Source organism: Methylobacterium sp. AMS5 (assembly GCF_001542815.1).
Taxonomy (GTDB): domain Bacteria; phylum Pseudomonadota; class Alphaproteobacteria; order Rhizobiales; family Beijerinckiaceae; genus Methylobacterium.
In genome coordinates, this window is record NZ_CP006992.1 from 463,602 (window position 1) to 480,051 (window position 16,450).

General features: G+C 68.9%; 17 protein-coding genes. 11 read left to right on the forward strand and 6 right to left on the reverse strand.

Annotated elements, in window-relative coordinates; genetic code table 11:
- Window positions 1-46: 46 nt before the first annotated feature.
- The 3 genes from Y590_RS02155 to Y590_RS02165 form a co-directional block, all read right to left on the reverse strand.
- Window positions 47-1,108 carry an MBL fold metallo-hydrolase gene (locus Y590_RS02155; protein ID WP_060768438.1) on the reverse strand — a complete coding sequence of 354 codons (1,062 nt, stop codon included), beginning with the start codon at window positions 1,106-1,108 and terminating at the stop codon, window positions 47-49.
- Between the two features lie 49 nt (window positions 1,109-1,157).
- Window positions 1,158-2,243 (reverse strand): aromatic ring-hydroxylating oxygenase subunit alpha, encoded by a 1,086-nt coding sequence (locus Y590_RS02160; protein WP_060768439.1) that lies wholly within the window; start codon window positions 2,241-2,243, stop codon window positions 1,158-1,160.
- Window positions 2,244-2,853: 610 nt separating this feature from the next.
- Window positions 2,854-3,360: a hypothetical protein gene (locus tag Y590_RS02165; RefSeq protein WP_060768440.1), complete on the reverse strand. Its 507-nt coding sequence runs from the start codon at window positions 3,358-3,360 to the stop codon at window positions 2,854-2,856.
- Window positions 3,361-3,657: 297 nt separating this feature from the next.
- Between Y590_RS02165 and Y590_RS02170 the strand changes: the two genes are divergently transcribed.
- From Y590_RS02170 to rimM, 5 genes are all read left to right on the forward strand, one after another.
- Window positions 3,658-3,879 (forward strand): hypothetical protein, encoded by a 222-nt coding sequence (locus Y590_RS02170; RefSeq protein WP_003601553.1) that lies wholly within the window; start codon window positions 3,658-3,660, stop codon window positions 3,877-3,879.
- An 18-nt stretch (window positions 3,880-3,897) separates the two neighbouring features.
- Window positions 3,898-5,460, forward strand: coding sequence for a signal recognition particle protein (gene ffh, locus Y590_RS02175; RefSeq protein ID WP_060768441.1), 1,563 nt, complete (start codon window positions 3,898-3,900; stop codon window positions 5,458-5,460).
- Window positions 5,457-5,804: a chorismate mutase gene (locus Y590_RS02180; protein ID WP_060768442.1), complete on the forward strand. Its 348-nt coding sequence runs from the start codon at window positions 5,457-5,459 to the stop codon at window positions 5,802-5,804. Before ffh ends, Y590_RS02180 begins: the two co-directional genes overlap by 4 nt.
- On the forward strand, window positions 5,804-6,166 hold the full coding sequence (rpsP, locus tag Y590_RS02185) for a 30S ribosomal protein S16 (protein WP_003601547.1): 363 nt from the start codon (window positions 5,804-5,806) through the stop codon (window positions 6,164-6,166). The genes Y590_RS02180 and rpsP overlap by 1 nt, the downstream gene beginning before the upstream one ends.
- A 127-nt stretch (window positions 6,167-6,293) precedes the next feature.
- A complete protein-coding gene (gene rimM / locus Y590_RS02190) occupies window positions 6,294-6,977 on the forward strand; it encodes a ribosome maturation factor RimM (protein WP_060768443.1) in 684 nt (227 codons plus the stop codon).
- Between the two features lie 103 nt (window positions 6,978-7,080).
- Here rimM and Y590_RS02195 read toward each other — a convergent pair whose 3' ends face one another.
- The 3 genes from Y590_RS02195 to Y590_RS02205 form a co-directional block, all read right to left on the reverse strand.
- Entirely contained in the window at window positions 7,081-8,772 is a 1,692-nt protein-coding gene (locus tag Y590_RS02195; protein WP_060768444.1) for a methyl-accepting chemotaxis protein, read from the reverse strand.
- 138 nt (window positions 8,773-8,910) lie between these two features.
- On the reverse strand, window positions 8,911-9,705 hold the full coding sequence (locus Y590_RS02200; RefSeq protein WP_060768445.1) for a bestrophin-like domain: 795 nt from the start codon (window positions 9,703-9,705) through the stop codon (window positions 8,911-8,913).
- 68 nt (window positions 9,706-9,773) lie between these two features.
- On the reverse strand, window positions 9,774-10,505 hold the full coding sequence (locus Y590_RS02205) for a class I SAM-dependent methyltransferase (protein WP_060768446.1): 732 nt from the start codon (window positions 10,503-10,505) through the stop codon (window positions 9,774-9,776).
- 109 nt (window positions 10,506-10,614) lie between these two features.
- Between Y590_RS02205 and Y590_RS02210 the strand changes: the two genes are divergently transcribed.
- The 6 genes from Y590_RS02210 to mtnA all read left to right on the forward strand — a co-directional run bounded on the left by Y590_RS02210 (window position 10,615) and on the right by mtnA (window position 16,433).
- Entirely contained in the window at window positions 10,615-10,917 is a 303-nt protein-coding gene (locus Y590_RS02210; RefSeq protein ID WP_060768447.1) for a hypothetical protein, read from the forward strand.
- A gap of 109 nt (window positions 10,918-11,026) precedes the next feature.
- On the forward strand, window positions 11,027-11,749 hold the full coding sequence (trmD, locus tag Y590_RS02215) for a tRNA (guanosine(37)-N1)-methyltransferase TrmD (protein WP_060768448.1): 723 nt from the start codon (window positions 11,027-11,029) through the stop codon (window positions 11,747-11,749).
- A gap of 173 nt (window positions 11,750-11,922) precedes the next feature.
- On the forward strand, window positions 11,923-13,098 hold the full coding sequence (locus Y590_RS02220) for a phosphoserine transaminase (RefSeq protein WP_060768449.1): 1,176 nt from the start codon (window positions 11,923-11,925) through the stop codon (window positions 13,096-13,098).
- A 158-nt stretch (window positions 13,099-13,256) separates the two neighbouring features.
- Window positions 13,257-14,864: a phosphoglycerate dehydrogenase gene (serA, locus tag Y590_RS02225; RefSeq protein WP_060768450.1), complete on the forward strand. Its 1,608-nt coding sequence runs from the start codon at window positions 13,257-13,259 to the stop codon at window positions 14,862-14,864.
- Window positions 14,865-14,988: 124 nt separating this feature from the next.
- Window positions 14,989-15,192, forward strand: a complete 204-nt coding sequence (locus Y590_RS02230; RefSeq protein ID WP_060768451.1) for a DUF1902 domain-containing protein — start codon at window positions 14,989-14,991, stop codon at window positions 15,190-15,192.
- A 143-nt stretch (window positions 15,193-15,335) separates the two neighbouring features.
- A complete protein-coding gene (mtnA, locus tag Y590_RS02235) occupies window positions 15,336-16,433 on the forward strand; it encodes an S-methyl-5-thioribose-1-phosphate isomerase (RefSeq protein WP_060768452.1) in 1,098 nt (365 codons plus the stop codon).
- Window positions 16,434-16,450: the final 17 nt, after the last annotated feature.

Here is a 16,450-nt window from a genome sequence, read left to right on the forward strand (position 1 = left end):
CATCAGGCCGTGAAAATCGCAATGCGTGATTGTAAATCCGCCGCCTCTACCCTTCCCAAACCTGCCCCGGCCGCAGCGCCAGGAACCGCTCCGGCGCAAGCGCGGCCGCCGTCAGCGCTTCGCCCAATGCCTCGACGGGGCGTTCGATGCCCTCGTCGGTGAGCTTGAAGGTGCCCCAATGGTGGCCGAGCGCCTGATCGGCGCCGAGGAGGCCCAAGGCTTCCACGGCGTCGGCGGGGTTCATGTGCTGAGGCTGCATGAACCAGCGCGGCTCGTAGGCGCCGATCGGTAGCGTGGCGAGGCGCGGCGGGCCGAACCGGGCGCGGATCTCGCGGAAGAGCGCGCCGTCGCCGAGGCCGGTATCGCCGACATGGTAGTGCACGCCGCGCGGGGTCGTGAGCACGAAGGCGCACCACAGGGCCATGCGCCGGTCGTTGAGGCCGCGCGCCGACCAGTGGTTGGCCGGCGTCAGATGCACGGTGATGCCGGCGCCGAGATCGACCGACTCGCCCCAGTCATGGGTCTCGACATGCATGGTCTCGTCGTAGCCGCGCAGGATCGCGTCGTTGCCGAGCGGGGCGACGATCAGCGGCTGGTGGTCCTGCCACAGGCGGGCGATCGTCGGCCCGTCGAGATGGTCGTAGTGGTTGTGCGTGATCAACACCGCATCGATCGGCGGCAGGTCGGCATAGGCGATGCCCGGCGCGTTGACCCGCTTCGGCCCGGCGAAGCGGACCGGGCTCGCACGCTTGGCATAGACCGGATCGACCAGGATGTTGCGGCCCGCGACCTGGAACAGGTAGCTCGCATGTCCGATCAGGACGACACGAAGACCCTCGAACCGCTCCGGCGGCCTGTCCGCCGGAAACGGGCTCGGGAAGCTCGCCGGCCACGCCTCGGGCTTGCCGGTCCGGCGCCAGCGGGCGAGGTCGGAGAGCGACTTGTCGGGCGGCTGGTTCGGGGCGTGGAAGCGCAAGCCATCGAAATGCGCGCTCTGGGGGCCCCGGTAATAGGGGTTCTTGCCCCGGCGATGCGCGGCGTAGCCGACACCCCCGAGGGTCATCACCGTGGCCGCGCTGGCGACCGTGAGCAGGCCACGCTTCTTCATACGGCCAAGATGGCTCGTCCGGTCCGCGGTTCAAGCGCGGCGCAGGGCCTCAGGAGCGCCAGCGCAGCTCCTGGCGGATCAGCGGGTTGGCGAAGGGGCGGCTCTCGCGCGCCGCCTCCAGGGCCTCGCGCTTGAGGCGGAAATACCATTGCGAGGGCAGGTCGCCCTGACCCAGCAGCACCATGGTCGGCTTGCGGTCGAGGCCCGCCTGCGCGTGCTGGAGCACCTGCTGATCCTGGGTCAGGAACTGGCGCATCAGAGGCCGGGCGATCGGCTTCAGGAGGTTGAGCGCCGGCATGCTCCAATAGAGCGCGTTGGTCAGCATCGTCCGGTTGGGCCCCATCGGCGTGGCAAAAGTGTAGTTCGCCACGCGCTTCGTGCCCGCCTTGATCCGCTCCAGCCGCACGCCGGGCAGACGGAACTCGATCTCGACCTCCGGTGCGCCGCCGAGCAGGCGGTAGACCGGCGAACTCGTCGTGGTCGCGTGGCTCGTCATGACGAAGCCGTGCGGCACGGGCTGGAACGTCTTCAGCTTCTCCCGCAACTCCTTCGAGGGCCGGAACCACCACGTGTCGTGGACGAAGGCGACGTGGCCGGGATCGACGAGGCTCAGCGTCGTCAGGTCGAACGAGGCTTCGACCTCCAGTTCGAGCACGAGGCATCCGGCCGGCTCGAAATCGAGGGAGGGCGCCGCCGGCACGGCGCCGGGGTCGGAGGGGCCGAGATGCGGGTTGACCCAGAGGAAGCCCGCGCTCTCCACGATGGGGAAGCGCTGGACCGCGATGCGCGAGAAGTCCGAGGCGTCGTGTGCGGAGAGCGTCGGCACGTCGCGGCAGCGCCCATCGGTGCCGAAGCGCCAGCCGTGGAACGGGCACATCAGCGTGTCGCCGTCGAACTTGCCTTTGGACAGCGCCATGCCGCGATGGGGGCAGCGGTCGCGCAGCGCAAACAGGCTGCCGTCCTTGGCCCGGCCGAGCACGACCTGCTCGCCGTTGAGCGCGACCGCCCGCATCTTTCCGCCCGCGACCGCCGAGGCTCGACCGGCGCAGTACCAGGCGTTCGACAACGGCTCGCGCATGGCGCGCGGATCGAGGGCGTCGTCGGTGGAGATGCGCGGGGCGGCGGCGGAGGACATGGTGTCTGAAGGGCCCGATGCTACGGGCGCCCTCTTTAGGCGCCTCGCAGGCCGCCGGCCAGCGGCACGCATATGAGACCTTCAGGGCTATCGCTCGAAGAAGCCGCTCGGGCGCCTTTGCGGCGCGGATTTCCAGGATCTCGATCTTGGAAAAACATCGAGCGGAGCGAAAGTCCAAGGTCGCGGAGGCGGCCGCCGGCGCTTGAGGCCGGAGGAGAAGCCGGGGGAATCACTGTAAGTGAGTGCCGTGGCCGGACCGCATGCTGCACCGCGGCGAGACAACGCACCGCAACGGCCGCCCAGGGGTCTTTCGCACGGCGAAAATCGCCCCTACCTTGGGCTCATCCGCAACGAACGAAAGGAGGTGATCCAGTGTCTCATTGTCATCAGCCGTCGCCGACGACCAAGACCTGGACTGTTGCCTCCGGCGTGTGCGCCTAACGCATCCGCGGGATCTCAGCAGGTTTCGTCGGACTGACCGGTTCGACAATGGAAGGGCCGCCCCTCGGGGCGGCCCTTCGCATTTCTAGAGCATCGTCCCGAAAGGTGGTTGCCGGCTTTCGGGAAAAAGATGACGCGAAAACAAGAGCCTCAAGCATCTCGCGACAGTTCAGCGGTGCTGAACCTGGAACAGCGGGGCGGCCAGGGCCTCGCAGCGGGCGCGCCAGAGGTCGCGCTCGGTCCGCAGGTCGTCCATCTTGCCGACCTCTTCGGCGATGTGGGCGCGCAGCTCGCGAATTTCCTGGGCCAGGATGACCTGAAGCTCGTCGCGGCGTTCGGATTCCAGCCGGAGCCGGGCCTTCAGCATCATGTTCTCGGCCATGATCTCGGCGACGTCCTCGTCGGCGGTCTCGGCCGATTTTGCGGCGACGGAGACGAGGCGGGGCGACCAGCCGCTGTTGCGGGCCTCGGCTTCCGGCTCGGCGGGAGCGGGCTCCGCGCCGCGCGTCTCGACGGCAGGCGTCTCGGACACGGCGGTGCGCATGCTGGCGAGCCATTCCCGCAGCGGTGCGGTGGCAGCGGGAGTCCGGAGACCGGGCTCGGGAGACGGGGCCTGTCGCGCGGGTTCCGACATCGGGTAGTCCTCGGGCACCTCCAGCGGTGCGTCGACGAGCATCAGACCCGAACATGCTTAACGAAGAGTAAAGCTTAACCGTCCGCTTACGTGCTTTTCGGGCACAGCCCCAATTTGGTCACCGCGCGGGCCCCCTTCGGGAGCGGGGCGGAAAACGGGCCCGGGATTGACTTGAGACGGTCCAGGGCCTATCCGCCCGGCTCCATTTCGACGTTCGAACGTCACGATGAGCCGCCGACCGGCCCGAGGGGCCGGAGGTCAACGTCCGACAGCGCGTGTGCGCCCTCGGGCGCCCTTGTCGTTGCCGCGCGTGCGCCGAAGCGTCAAACGAGCCCTGCCATGGCGCCCGCGAGCGACACCACCCTTCGCATCGAGGATGCGGTCAACGACCTCTGCCCGTGGTCCGGCAAGCCGATCGTGCCCGAGGCGCTGACCCTCTACAACGGTGCCGTGGTCGGCTTCTGCGATGCGGCGTGCCGGGACAAGTTCGCCCGCGCGGTCGCGTCCTTCGAGGATGCGCTGCGCGCGCGCCGCGTGGCCAATGCCGGCCTTCACCAGTAGCCCAGGCTGACGCGACACATGTTCGAAGGCCTTTCCGACCGCCTCTCCGGCATCCTCTCCGGCCTGACGCGCCGCGGTGCGCTGACGGAAGCCGACGTCACCGCCGCCATGCGCGAGGTGCGCCGCGCACTCCTCGAAGCGGACGTGGCGCTGGAGGTGGTGCGCTCGTTCACCGACAAGGTGCGCGAGAAGGCGGTGGGCGCCGTCGTCCTCAAGTCGGTGACGCCCGGCCAGATGGTCGTGAAGATCGTCAACGACGAGCTCATCGCGATGCTCGGCACCGATGCCAGCGTCGTCGATCTCAACGCGCCCGCCCCTGTCGCCATCCTCATGGTCGGCCTCCAGGGATCGGGCAAGACGACCACCACCGCCAAGATCGCCCGGCGGCTGAACCAGCGTGACAAGCGCCGGGTGCTGCTCGCCTCCCTCGACACGCGGCGTCCCGCGGCGATGGAGCAGTTGGCGGTGCTCGCCAAGCAGGTCGAGGTCGAGAGCCTGCCGATCGTCGCCGGCCAGTCGGCGGTGCAGATCGCCAAGCGTGCCATGGAAGCCGCCCGCCTCGGCGGTTTCGACGTGGTCATGCTCGACACGGCCGGCCGCACCACGGTCGACGAAGGCCTGATGAACGAGGCCGCCGAGGTGAAGGCGGCGACGAGACCCCACGAAGTCCTGCTGGTAGCCGACGCGCTCACCGGCCAGGACGCGGTCAACACCGCGCGCGCCTTCGACGAGCGCCTCGGCGTCACCGGTATCGTGCTGACCCGCATGGACGGTGATTCCCGCGGCGGCGCGGCGCTCTCCATGCGCGCCGTCACCGGCAAGCCGATCAAGCTCGTCGGCGTCGGCGAGAAGGTCGATGCGCTGGAGGAATTCCACCCGCAGCGGGTGGCCAACCGCATCCTCGGCATGGGCGACATCGTCTCGCTCGTCGAGAAGGCGGCCGAGACGATCGACCACGAGCAGGCCCTGCGCACCGCCGAGAAGATGCGGAAGGGCAAGTTCGATCTCGAAGACCTGTCGATGCAGCTCGCCCAGATGGAGAAGATGGGCGGCATCGGCGGCCTGATGGGGATGCTGCCCGGCATGGGGCAGATGAAGAAGCAGGTCGAGGGCGCCAACCTCGACGAGAAGATGTTCAAGCGCCAGCGCGCGATCATCTCCTCGATGACGCCTGCGGAGCGCAAGAATCCGGATCTGCTCAAGAACAGCCGCAAGAAGCGCATCGCGGCGGGTGCCGGCGTCAAGGTCGAGGAGATCAACAAGCTCCTCAAGATGCACCGGACCATGGCCGACATGATGAAGGCGATGGGTTCGGGCAAACGCGGCGGCATCGGCCAGGCGCTCGGCAACATGTTCGGCCTCGGCGGCGGCATGCCGGGCGGGCTGCCGGGCGGGATGAAGCTGCCGCCGGGCATGCCGGAGCCGACGCCGGAGCAGATCGCGGAGATCGAGAAGCAGTTCGGTGGCAAGCTGCCGCCGATGCCGGCGGGGCTCGGGGCCGGAAAGATGCCGGGCCTGCCGGGTTTGGGCGGACCGAAGATGCCGGGCCTCGGCGGCTTCCTGCCGGGTAAGAAGAAATGACGATCTTGTCCGCACAGGGGATCGATCCCGAGCTGGCAGGCCTGCGCGAGAGCATCGACAACTTCGATGCCGCGCTCATCCATCTGCTCGCCGAACGCTTCCGCTGCACCCAGCGAGTCGGCGAGTTGAAGGCCCGCAAGGGTCTGCCTCCCTCCGATCCGGATCGGGAGGCCCGTCAGGTCAAGCGCCTGAGAAATCTCGCGGTCGAAGCCAAGCTCGACCCCGATTTCGCCGAGAAATTCCTCGCCTTCGTGGTCAAGGAAGTCATTCGGCACCACCGGACGATCGCCGAAAGCGTCGATCACAACACCACTGCGAAACCCGACACCGAAAGGAACGACTGATGTCCCTCAAGATCCGTCTCACCCGTGGCGGCGCCAAGAAGCGCCCGTACTACCGCATCGTCATCGCCGATGCCCGCGCCCCGCGCGACGGCCGCTTCATCGACAAGGTCGGCGCCTACGACCCGATGAAGGCCAAGGACGATCCGGCCCGGATCGTGCTCGACAACGAGAAGATCCAGTCCTGGCTCGCCAAGGGCGCGCAGCCGACCGACCGCGTCCTGCGCTTCCTCGACGCCGCCGGCCTCGCCAAGCGCCCGACCCGCAACAACCCGCAGAAGGCCGAGCCGGGCGAGAAGGCCAAGGAGCGCGCCGCCAAGCGCGCCGAGAAGGCTGCCGCCCCGGCCGAAGACGCCGCGGCGTAAGTCTTCCAATCCCCTCCCCCCTGCGGGGAGGGGTCTTCCGGGGTGGGGGATGCCTCGGGCACCACCCCACCCTCGCTCCCACCCCGTCAGGGGACGGGACAAACGCGCCGTCATCGAGGCACTCTGCATGGCTCGCCGCCCCGGCTCCTCATCGCGCGGACCTGCGCGGTTCGACCGCCCCGCCGACCGCCTCGCGCCGGAAGCCGTGACCTCGGCCCGCAAGCCGCCGGGCGCCAAGCCGCCCCCGCCCGCCTCTGCCGATCCGGGGCTCGTTCTGCTCGGCGAGTTCGGCCGGCCGCACGGGCTGCACGGCGAAGTCCGGTTGAAATCCCATACCCAGGAGCCCCTGGCGATCGCGGGCTACGGTCCATTGCACGCCTCCGACGGGCGCACCCTCGAATTCGCCAACGTCCGGCCCGCTCCCGGCAGCTCCCCCGACCTGCTGATCGTACGGGTGAAGGGCGTGGACGACCGCAGCGGCGCCGAAGCCCTCAACCGCGTCACCCTCGCCATCGCCCGCGAGCGTCTGGGCGAGGTGGAGGACGAAGACGAGTTCTTCCTCACCGACCTGATCGGGCTCACGGTCGAGGACGGGGCCGGAGTGGCGATCGGCACCATCGTGGCGGTGCCGAATTTCGGCGGCGGCGATCTGCTCGAGATCCGCCCGGCGGCCGGCGGACCGACCGCGCTCCTGCCCTTTACCAAGGCCTTCGTGCCGACCCTCGATCTCGCGGGCGGGAAGGTCGTGGCCGATCCGCCGGACGACCTGTTCGCCCCGCCGGGGCCGAAGCCTGCCGACGATCCGGGGTAGAGAATCGTCCCGAAAGGTGGTTCCCGGCTTTCGGGACGATGGTCCAAGCGTCCGGATTGAAAATCGACCCCGGACGCATTCGGCGACTTCCTCAACACTGAGGTCAGGCGGCACGAACCGTCGTTAGGAACCGGTCGACTTCCGCCGAGAGGCGTTCGGACTGCCGGGACAGCTCGGATGCCGACGAAAGGACCTGACTGGCTGCCACTCCGGTCTCCTCGGAGGCTTGCGCCACGCCCGCGATGTTGCTCGTCACCTCCGTCGTGCCCGTGGAAGCTTGGGCCACGTTGCGCACGATCTCCTGAGTTGCCGCGCTCTGCTGCTCGACCGCCGCCGCGATGCCGGCGACCACCGCGTTGATCTCGCGGATGCGGTTGCCGATGCCGCCGATCGCGCCGACCGCCTGATCGGTCACCCCCTGCACCTGGCCGATGCGCTGACTGATCTCTTCGGTGGCGCGCGCCGTCTGGTTGGCGAGTTCCTTGACCTCGGTGGCGACGACCGCAAAGCCGCGCCCCGCCTCGCCGGCGCGGGCCGCCTCGATCGTCGCGTTGAGGGCGAGCAGGTTGGTCTGGCCGGCGATGTTCGAGATCATGCCGACCATGGCGCCGATCTGTTCGGCGGCCTGCTTGAGTTCCTGCACCAGCTGCGTGGTTTCGTGAGCTTCGGCGACCGCAGTCTCAGCCAGATCGGCCGAGCCCGACACCTGCCGGCCAATCTCCTGCACCGACGCGCCCAGTTCCTCGGCCGCGGTCGCGACCGTGCTGACGTTGGTCGCCGCCTCCTCAGCCGCGGCGGCGACCGTGGTGGACTGGCTGGCGGTCTCGGTAGCGGTGGCCGTCATCTGCTGCGCCGTGGCCTGCAATTCCGTGGCGGAAGCCGTGACCATGCCGACGATCGACCCGACCGCCGTCTCGAACCCGTCGGCGAGTTCCACCATGGTACGCTTGCGCTCGGCGGCGGCGGCCTCGTCGGCGATGCGCTTGATCTCCGCCTGCTCGGCGGCCTTCCGAGCCACCATTGTCTTGATATCCTCGACCGCACGGCCGACCGCACCGATCTCGTCACCGCGGTCCGCTTCCTTGATCTTGGTGTCGATTTCACCCTTGGCCATCCGCTGGAGGACGCGGACCAAGTTGCCCAACGGACGCGTGATGCCGACGACGGAGACGAAGATCGCCGCAGCGAGACCGAACAGCATGCCCAGCGCACCGATGCCCATCAGGCTGTAGCGGGTGGCGTTGGTCTGATCGGTGAGCAGATCGGAGCTCTTCTCCATATAGGCAGAGATGTCGCTGGCCAGTTTACCGCCCTCGGCGACCATGGCAGCAAGGGTTGGGTCGACCGTGCCGTGCATCAAATCGATTGCCTCGGCGTTCTGGTTCAGGGTGCCGAGACGGCGGATCTCACTGACATCCTTGACGAAGCGTTCGACGCGCGCGGTCTGCTCATCCAGGCGCGCCGCGAAGGTCGGTGCCTGCCCGCGCAACTCGCTCAGGGTCTGCCGCATGGTCGGAAGCGCCGCCTCGAAGCCCTCGTTGGCAGCCTTCATCTGGGCCGGATCGGTCTCGGCGATGATCCGGAAGACCCAGTAATTCAACTCGAAGATCAGCTGATTGGAGCGACGCGCATTGGACACAGCCTTTGCCTCACGGACGATGAAGAGGCTATAGGTGTCGTCAATACTACTCATGCGCGACTGGGCAAACCAGATACACCCCCCAACTATAACGGTGATCATTACAATAACTGATATAAACTTCGCAAATATTTTGATATGAGACATGACTTGCATTCTATCCGCTCTGGAAGTGGACAAACCTTCGATTGTCCTTTGATATCCAATGCATTTTAAAAATGTTAAAAAGCGCTCACATCACGCTGATCAGCATGATGTAATTCGCCTCAAACGTGGCGATGCGCAACGAGCCGCTCAGCGTGTGCCCGCCTCCATCGCGGCGCGGGCAAGACGGATCGGTTCGGACGACAGCGCCAGGGGTCCGTCGAAGGGGCGCTCGTGCAGAGCGACCACGCCGAGCGTCGTCACCATCGCCGCGGAGAACAGGGCGAGCGTCGTCGCCTGCGCGAACGGGCGCTCGCAATGCACGAGGGCGATCGCCGTCAGCGTCAGGGCGGCGAGCACGAGCAGCGTCAGCCATTTGCTCTCGTCGCTGCGGGCGGCGCTGAGCGCGAGGCGCTCGCTGCGGGTCGAGCGGAGTTGCATCACCGCATCGAGCAGCGCGGCGTGCGTCGCCTGCCCCGCCTCCGCGGCGGTGCTCGGGTCGGCCGCGGTCTGGAGCAGACGCCCGAGCGCTTGGCCGGCGGCGGGAGCAGAGGCGCCGGTCGCGGCCATGGACGGCCACTCCTCCTTCACGACGGCATCGAGATAGGCGAAGAGCGAGGTGCGCAGGCCGCTCATGTCCGGCGCCGAGGCGATGCTGAGGTCGTAGACCGCGAGTGCATGCGAGCGCTCGGCCTGGAGCACGCGGCTGGCCTGCCGCTGACGCTCCCAGGCATCGTTGGCGACGAAGCCCGTCAGCAGCGCGAGCAGCACCGCGATCACGCCGATATACGGCGGCACGATACCGGTCGCGAGCAGGCGCATCCCCGCCCGCGTCCCCGGCAGGGTCGAGAGCAGGCTCAGCAGCAGACAGAGCGCAAGGAAGAGGCCCGAGAGGAGGGTGAACATCAACCAGACGGGTTGGTCGAGCCAGAGGTCGAGGATCATTGCCGAACGGACTGCGAGGACGGGCCGGCAGCGTGGCTGGCGAACCACTCCGATTCGGTAAAGACGCGTCAGCGCTTCTCGCGGGTGGCCTCGTCCCGGCAGGGCCGGATCGTTTCCGGTGCGGGCCGCCGGTCCGGCGCGGGCGCCTCGAAGACGGCGAGATAGCCGACGCCGCCCTTCAGCCGCGTCAACGACACCTCGCGAAAGCCGACGGCCGCGAGTTCGCAGCGCAGAAGCTTCGGCGGCGTGCCGTGGCGCGAGGGGATCGCGTCGGCATCGACGATCCCGACCCGGCCGCCCGGCTTGATCGCGGCGGCGAGGTTCCAGAGCAGGCCGAAGGGCTGGGCGATCTCGTGGTACATGTGGACCAGCACGGCCGCATCGACCGAGCCGGTCGGCAGGCGCGGGTCGTGCGCCTCTCCGCGCACCACGGTGACGTTGGACAGCCCCGATTCCGCGAGCCGGCGCTCCAGATCGGCGAGGTAGTCCGGCGTGATGTCCTGCGCGAGAATGCGCCCCTGCGGGCCGACGCGGGGGCTCAAGCGGAACACGTAGTAGCCGCTGCCCGCGCCGATATCGGCCACCGTCTCGCCGGGGGCGATCCGCATCAGGCGGGCGACCTGCCCCACCTCGTCGGCCTTGTCGCGCTCCCGCTCGTCCGCCCATTGCGGCGCGACGATCTCGGCGACCGGCCGGTCGGGCCGCGGGAATCGCTCGGCCGGCGCGCCGGGAGGCGCGAGCGGCTCGGCCGCGATGGCCGGAAGAGACAGGAGGACGAGGGCGGCGGCAAAGCGGATCATGCCGGCGTTCAACGCGCGAATGGGCGGAACGCACCGGCCGGCGCGAACCTTCGCGAACCGTCCCCGTTCTGTCGAGGCAGGCCCGAACCCAGACGCGAACGAGAGCTCCATGCACAACCCGATCCTTCGCAACGCGATTCTCGCGGCCTCCGCCGCTCTCGCACTGACGCTCCCCCCTGCGAGCCTCGCTCAGGCGCAGGGGATGCCCGGCGCGACAGTCGGGCTTCCCATGGGCTCGCCCGATACGTTCGGCCTCTCGACGGTGAACCGGCCGTCCGGATATTCCGCCGAGCCCTCTGCCGAGCCCGGCATGGAGCCGGCCGAGCGCCGCATCCGCCAGCGCCCGCAACGGCAGCTCAAGAGCCATCGGCATTCCCAACCGAAGCGGCGTGCGCCGATGGCCCGGCGCTGACCGTCGCGTCGGCACCGTCGTTTTCCAGGGGCCGACCCTCGCACTTCTCAACGAGGATGGGGCGGGTCGTCTCCGTTGACCGGCCCGCCCGCCGCCGCCATCAAGCGGCATGAGCGAGCCCATTCTCCCCGGCACGGCGGCCCCCTGGCGGGCCACCGTCCTGACCCTCTACCCGGAGATGTTTCCCGGCCCGCTGGGTCATTCGCTGTCGGGGGACGCGCTGGGTCGAGGGACGTGGAGCCTGGAGCCGCGTCAGATCCGCGAGCACGGGCTCGGCCGCCACCGCAACGTGGACGACACGCCGGCCGGCGGCGGCGCCGGGATGGTGCTGCGCTGCGACGTGCTCGGCGCCGCCATCGACGCCGCGGCGTCGGCGGTCGATCCCCGCCCCCGCCTCCTCATGTCCCCACGTGGAAGGCCGTTGACGCAGAGCCGCGTGCGGGCGCTGGCCGAAGGGCCGGGCGCCATCATCGTCTGCGGCCGCTTCGAGGGTGTGGACGAGCGGGTGATCGAGGCGCGCGCGTTGGAAGAGATCTCGATCGGCGATTACGTGCTCTCAGGCGGCGAGATCGCGGCCCTGGTGCTCATCGACGCCTGCGTGCGCCTGCTGCCCGGCGTGATGGGCAAGCACGCCTCGGGCGTCGAGGAGAGCTTCGAGGGCGGACTGCTCGAATACCCGCACTACACCCGGCCCCGGGAATGGGAGGGCCGGACGATTCCCGACGTGCTGATGGGCGGCAACCACGCCGCCATCGCCCGCTGGCGGTCCGAGCGCAGCCGCGCGCTGACGCGGGCGCGCCGGCCCGACCTGCTGAAGCGGGACGAACCTTAGAGGGATCGTCTACACATCTATTCTTCCGGCAACTGAACGATCGCTCCGTCACCGGCAGCACACAGGGCGCGGAATGCAAGAATGACCACTTGCATTGCGGCGCGTGATCCGTCATTTCCAGCGGCGGGACACCTCCCCCCAACGGGAGGCAACCATCTGGAAGGATGGATGACATGACGGCTCAAATGCCCGCCGCGCGTCCGCGCGTGCCTTATTTCTCGTCCGGCCCCACGACCAAGCGTCCCGGCTGGACCCTCGATGCCCTCTCCGGTGCAGCGCTCGGCCGCTCGCACCGCTCGGCCGTCGGCAAGGCCAAGCTCGCCGAGGCCATCGAGCTGACCCGCAAGGTTCTGCGCATCCCCGCCGATTACCGCATCGGCATCGTCCCCGGCTCGGATACCGGCGCCGTCGAGATGGCGATGTGGTCGATGCTCGGCCCGAAGACCGTCGAGGTCATGGCCTGGGATTCCTTCGGCGCCGAATGGGTCACCGACGCGCTCAAGGAACTCCGGATCGACCCGAAGGTGCATGTCGGCGAGCACGGCATCCTGCCCAAGCTCGATGCGATCGACACCAAGAACAACGACGTCGTCTTCACCTGGAACGGCACCACCGCCGGCGTGAAGGTCCCGCACGCCGACTGGATCGCCGACGACCGCGAGGGCGTCACGATCTGCGACGCGACCTCGGCCGCCTTCGCGATGCCGCTGCCGTGGGACAAGCTCGATGTCGTCACCTATTCCTGGCAGAAGGTGATGGGCGGCGAGGCCGCGCACGGCATGCTGATCCTCTCACCGCGCGCCGTGGCGCGTCTCGAGAGCCACACGCCGGCCTGGCCGATCCCGAAGGTGTTCCGCCTCACCAAGGGCGGCAAGCTGATCGAGGGCATCTTCAAGGGCGACACGATCAACACGCCCTCGATGCTCGCGGTCGAGGACTACCTCGACACCCTGAAATGGGCGCAGAGCATCGGCGGCCTCGACGCGCTGCATGCGCGGGCGGACGCCAATGCGCGGGTGATCCACGACTGGGTGGCGCGCACCCCCTGGATCGGCCACCTCGCGGTGGACCCGGCGACCTACTCGAACACCGGCGTCTGCCTCGTGATCACCGATCCGGACGTGCTCGCCAAGGGCGATGCCGCGGTGAAGGCGTTGGCCGCCGCCCTCGTCACGCGGCTGGAGCGCGAGGGCGTCGCCTTCGACTTCGGCGCCTACCGCGACGCACCGGCCGGCCTGCGCATCTGGTGCGGGGCCACCGTCGAGGCCTCCGACCTCGCGGCGCTCACCCCCTGGCTCGACTGGGCCTTCGCCCAGGAGAAGGCGGCGCTCGCCGCCGCCGCGGCCTGAGGGTCTGAGACGTCATGATGGCCGGTCGCAGGACCGGCCATTTGCTTATCGACGCGCTCCAGCGATCCACCGGTCTTTTGTCCGCGCACAGCGCCGGCCGGACACGTCTCGCGCAATCGCGAGCGATCCTGCGCGCCTGCCCGACGCGAGGTGCTTCCATGCCCAAGCTTGCCACGAACAAGCCGAAAGTCCTGATCTCCGACGCCCTGTCCGACGCCGCCGTCCAGATCTTCCGCGATCGCGGCATCGAGGTCGATTTCCAGCCTGGCCTCGGCAAGGACAAGGACGCCCTGGCCGCCATCATCGGCCAATATGACGGTCTCGCCATCCGCTCCGCCACCAAGGTGACGGGCAAGCTGCTCGCCGAGGCCACCCGGCTGAAGGTGGTCGGCCGCGCCGGCATCGGTGTCGACAACGTCGATGTCCCAGCCGCGACCGCCAAGGGCGTGATCGTGATGAACACGCCGTTCGGCAACTCGATCACCACCGCCGAGCACGCCATCGCCCTGATCTTCGCGCTCGCTCGCCAGATCCCGGCGGCGGACGCCTCCACGCAGGCCGGCAAGTGGGAGAAGAACCGCTTCATGGGCGTCGAGCTGACGGCCAAGACGCTCGGCATCGTCGGCTGCGGCAATATCGGCGCCGTGGTCGCCGACCGGGCGATCGGGCTCAAGCTGAAGGTCGTCGCCTACGATCCCTTCCTGACGCCGGAGCGCGCCGTCGAGATCGGCGTCGAGAAGGTCGAACTCGACGAATTGCTGGCGCGGGCCGACATCATCACCCTGCACGTGCCGCTCACCGACAAGACCCGCAACATCCTCTCGGAGGAAAACCTCGCCAAGACCAAGCGCGGCGTGCGCATCGTCAACTGCGCCCGCGGCGGCCTCGTGGACGAGAGCGCTCTCCGCGCCGCCCTGGATTCCGGTCATGTCGCGGGCGCGGCCCTCGACGTGTTCGTGACCGAGCCGGCGACCGAGAACCCGCTCTTCGGCCACCCGAACGTGATCTGCACGCCGCATCTCGGCGCCGCGACCTCCGAGGCGCAGGAGAACGTCGCGCTCCAGATCGCCGAGCAGATGGCGGACTACCTCCTCAGCGGCGCCATCACCAACGCGATCAACTTCCCCTCGATCTCGGCCGAGGAAGCGCCGCGCCTCAAGCCGTTCGTCGCCCTGTGCGAAAAACTCGGCTCGTTCCTGGGCCAGCTCACGGAAGCACCGATCAAGGGCATCCGCATCACCTACGAGGGCGCGGTGGCCGGGATGAACACCCGAGCGCTGACCTCGGCGGCGGTGACCGGCGTGCTGCGCCCGATCCTGCAAGAGGTGAACATGGTCTCGGCCCCCGTGATCGCGCGGGATCGCGGGATCGTCATCGACGAGATCAAGCGTGAGGGCGGGGCCAGCGACTACGAATCGGTGGTGCGCATCACCGTGGATGCCGAAGACATGCCGCGCGACGCCGCCGGCACCGTCTTCAACGACGGCAAGCCGCGCATCATCGAGATCCGCGGCATCAACATCGACGCACCCTTCGCGCCGCTGATGCTCTACGTGCGCAACCACGACAAGCCGGGCTTCGTCGGCAGCTTCGGCACCGTGCTCGGCGAGGCCGGCGTCAACCTCGCGACCTTCGCGCTGGGCCGCGAGGCCGAGGGCGGCAACGCGATCGCCTTCGTGGCGGTCGATGCCGAGGTATCTCCCGAGGTTCTGAAGGCGATCGAAGCGATCCCGCAGGTGAAGCGTGTCCGCCCCGTACGCTTCTGAGGCCAGCAAGGCCCCGGCTGAGGCCAGCAAGCCCCCGGCGGACAATCCCGGCCGCCCCCTCGACAATGACGGCACGACGCTCCCCGCGCCGTCCCCCCTTGCCCCTGAACATGAGGATCGCGCGATGGCCCGCAAATTCACCGTTCGCTGCGCCTGGGACGAGGCGGCCGGCGTCTTCTTCGTGCACGACTCGCCGGTGCCGGGCCTCGCCACCGAGGCGCCGACCATGCCGGCCCTGCTGTGCAAGCTGCCCGGCATGATCCGCGACCTGCTCGGCCTCGAAGACGGCGCCTATATCGACATCTACGTCGAACGGGTGAACCGCTGAAGACGCCGTTCGAAAGACGGCCTCGGACGGCTTGACCGGCCGGGGCCATTCTGGCGACACAGTCGCGCGATGAGACATCGTCAGGCATCGCTCCGGACGGCCCTGGCCGCTGCCGAGCCGATGCTCTCACGCGCGAGCACCCCATGAAGATCGACGGCCGCCCCTACCGCACCATTTTCCCCGAGGCCGACGGGGACGCCGTCACCGTCATCGACCAGACCCGGCTGCCCTTCGCCTTCGAACTGAAGCGGCTGGCGAACCTCGACGATGCGGCGGTGGCGATCCGTACGATGGTGGTGCGCGGCGCGCCCTTGATCGGCGTCACCGCCGCCTACGGCATGGCGCTGGCCATGCGGCAGGATGCGAGCGAGGCGGGGATCGAGCGGGCTTCCGCGACGCTCGCCGCGACCCGGCCGACCGCGATCAACCTGCGCTGGGCGCTCGACCGGATGGCCACCGTGCTGCGCCGCGCCCCGGAATCTGCGCGTGAGGCGCTCGCTTTCACGGAGGCCGCGTCCATCGCCGACGAGGACGTCGCGAGCTGCCGCGCCATCGGCGAGCATGGCGCCAAGATCCTGTCCGAGATCGCCGCCAAGAAGGGGGGGCCGGTCAACGTGCTGACCCATTGCAACGCCGGCTGGCTCGCCACGGTCGATTGGGGCACGGCGCTGGCGCCGATCTACGTGGCGCACGATGCCGGCGTGCCGGTCCACGTCTTCGTGGACGAGACCCGGCCGCGCAACCAGGGCGCGGCGCTCACCGCCTTCGAGCTGAACGCCCACGGCGTGCCGCACACCGTGATCGCCGACAATGCCGGCGGCCACCTGATGCAGCACGGGCAGGTCGATATCTGCATCGTCGGCTCGGACCGCACCACGGCGTCGGGCGACGTCTGCAACAAGATCGGCACCTACCTGAAGGCGCTGGCCGCCACCGACAACCGCATCCCGTTCTACGCGGCGCTGCCGTTCTCGACGATCGACTGGACCCTGTCCGACGGGGTGCGCGACATCCCGATCGAGGAGCGCGACGCCCGCGAGGTCACCCATCTCACCGGCCGCACCGACGACGGCGCCTTCGCCACCGTCGCGGTGGTCTCGCCCGGCAGCCCGGTGGCCAACCCGGCCTTCGACGTGACGCCCGCCCGCCTCGTCACCGGCATCATCACCGAGCGGGGCGTCTGCGACGCCTCCGAGGACGGCTTGGCCGGTCTCTATCCGGAGCGGCGCCGGGCCGCCTGAGTGTCTCCCACAAAGCT

Coding starts and splice junctions, on each gene's coding strand:
- Y590_RS02155 (WP_060768438.1), bottom strand. CDS start 1,108: ATGAAGAAGCGTGGCCTGCTCACGGTCGCCAGCGCGGCCACGGTGATG.
- Y590_RS02160 (WP_060768439.1), bottom strand. CDS start 2,243: ATGTCCTCCGCCGCCGCCCCGCGCATCTCCACCGACGACGCCCTCGAT.
- Y590_RS02165 (WP_060768440.1), bottom strand. CDS start 3,360: ATGCTCGTCGACGCACCGCTGGAGGTGCCCGAGGACTACCCGATGTCG.
- Y590_RS02170 (WP_003601553.1), top strand. CDS start 3,658: ATGGCGCCCGCGAGCGACACCACCCTTCGCATCGAGGATGCGGTCAAC.
- ffh (WP_060768441.1), top strand. CDS start 3,898: ATGTTCGAAGGCCTTTCCGACCGCCTCTCCGGCATCCTCTCCGGCCTG.
- Y590_RS02180 (WP_060768442.1), top strand. CDS start 5,457: ATGACGATCTTGTCCGCACAGGGGATCGATCCCGAGCTGGCAGGCCTG.
- rpsP (WP_003601547.1), top strand. CDS start 5,804: ATGTCCCTCAAGATCCGTCTCACCCGTGGCGGCGCCAAGAAGCGCCCG.
- rimM (WP_060768443.1), top strand. CDS start 6,294: ATGGCTCGCCGCCCCGGCTCCTCATCGCGCGGACCTGCGCGGTTCGAC.
- Y590_RS02195 (WP_060768444.1), bottom strand. CDS start 8,772: ATGCAAGTCATGTCTCATATCAAAATATTTGCGAAGTTTATATCAGTT.
- Y590_RS02200 (WP_060768445.1), bottom strand. CDS start 9,705: ATGATCCTCGACCTCTGGCTCGACCAACCCGTCTGGTTGATGTTCACC.
- Y590_RS02205 (WP_060768446.1), bottom strand. CDS start 10,505: ATGATCCGCTTTGCCGCCGCCCTCGTCCTCCTGTCTCTTCCGGCCATC.
- Y590_RS02210 (WP_060768447.1), top strand. CDS start 10,615: ATGCACAACCCGATCCTTCGCAACGCGATTCTCGCGGCCTCCGCCGCT.
- trmD (WP_060768448.1), top strand. CDS start 11,027: ATGAGCGAGCCCATTCTCCCCGGCACGGCGGCCCCCTGGCGGGCCACC.
- Y590_RS02220 (WP_060768449.1), top strand. CDS start 11,923: ATGACGGCTCAAATGCCCGCCGCGCGTCCGCGCGTGCCTTATTTCTCG.
- serA (WP_060768450.1), top strand. CDS start 13,257: ATGCCCAAGCTTGCCACGAACAAGCCGAAAGTCCTGATCTCCGACGCC.
- Y590_RS02230 (WP_060768451.1), top strand. CDS start 14,989: ATGGCCCGCAAATTCACCGTTCGCTGCGCCTGGGACGAGGCGGCCGGC.
- mtnA (WP_060768452.1), top strand. CDS start 15,336: ATGAAGATCGACGGCCGCCCCTACCGCACCATTTTCCCCGAGGCCGAC.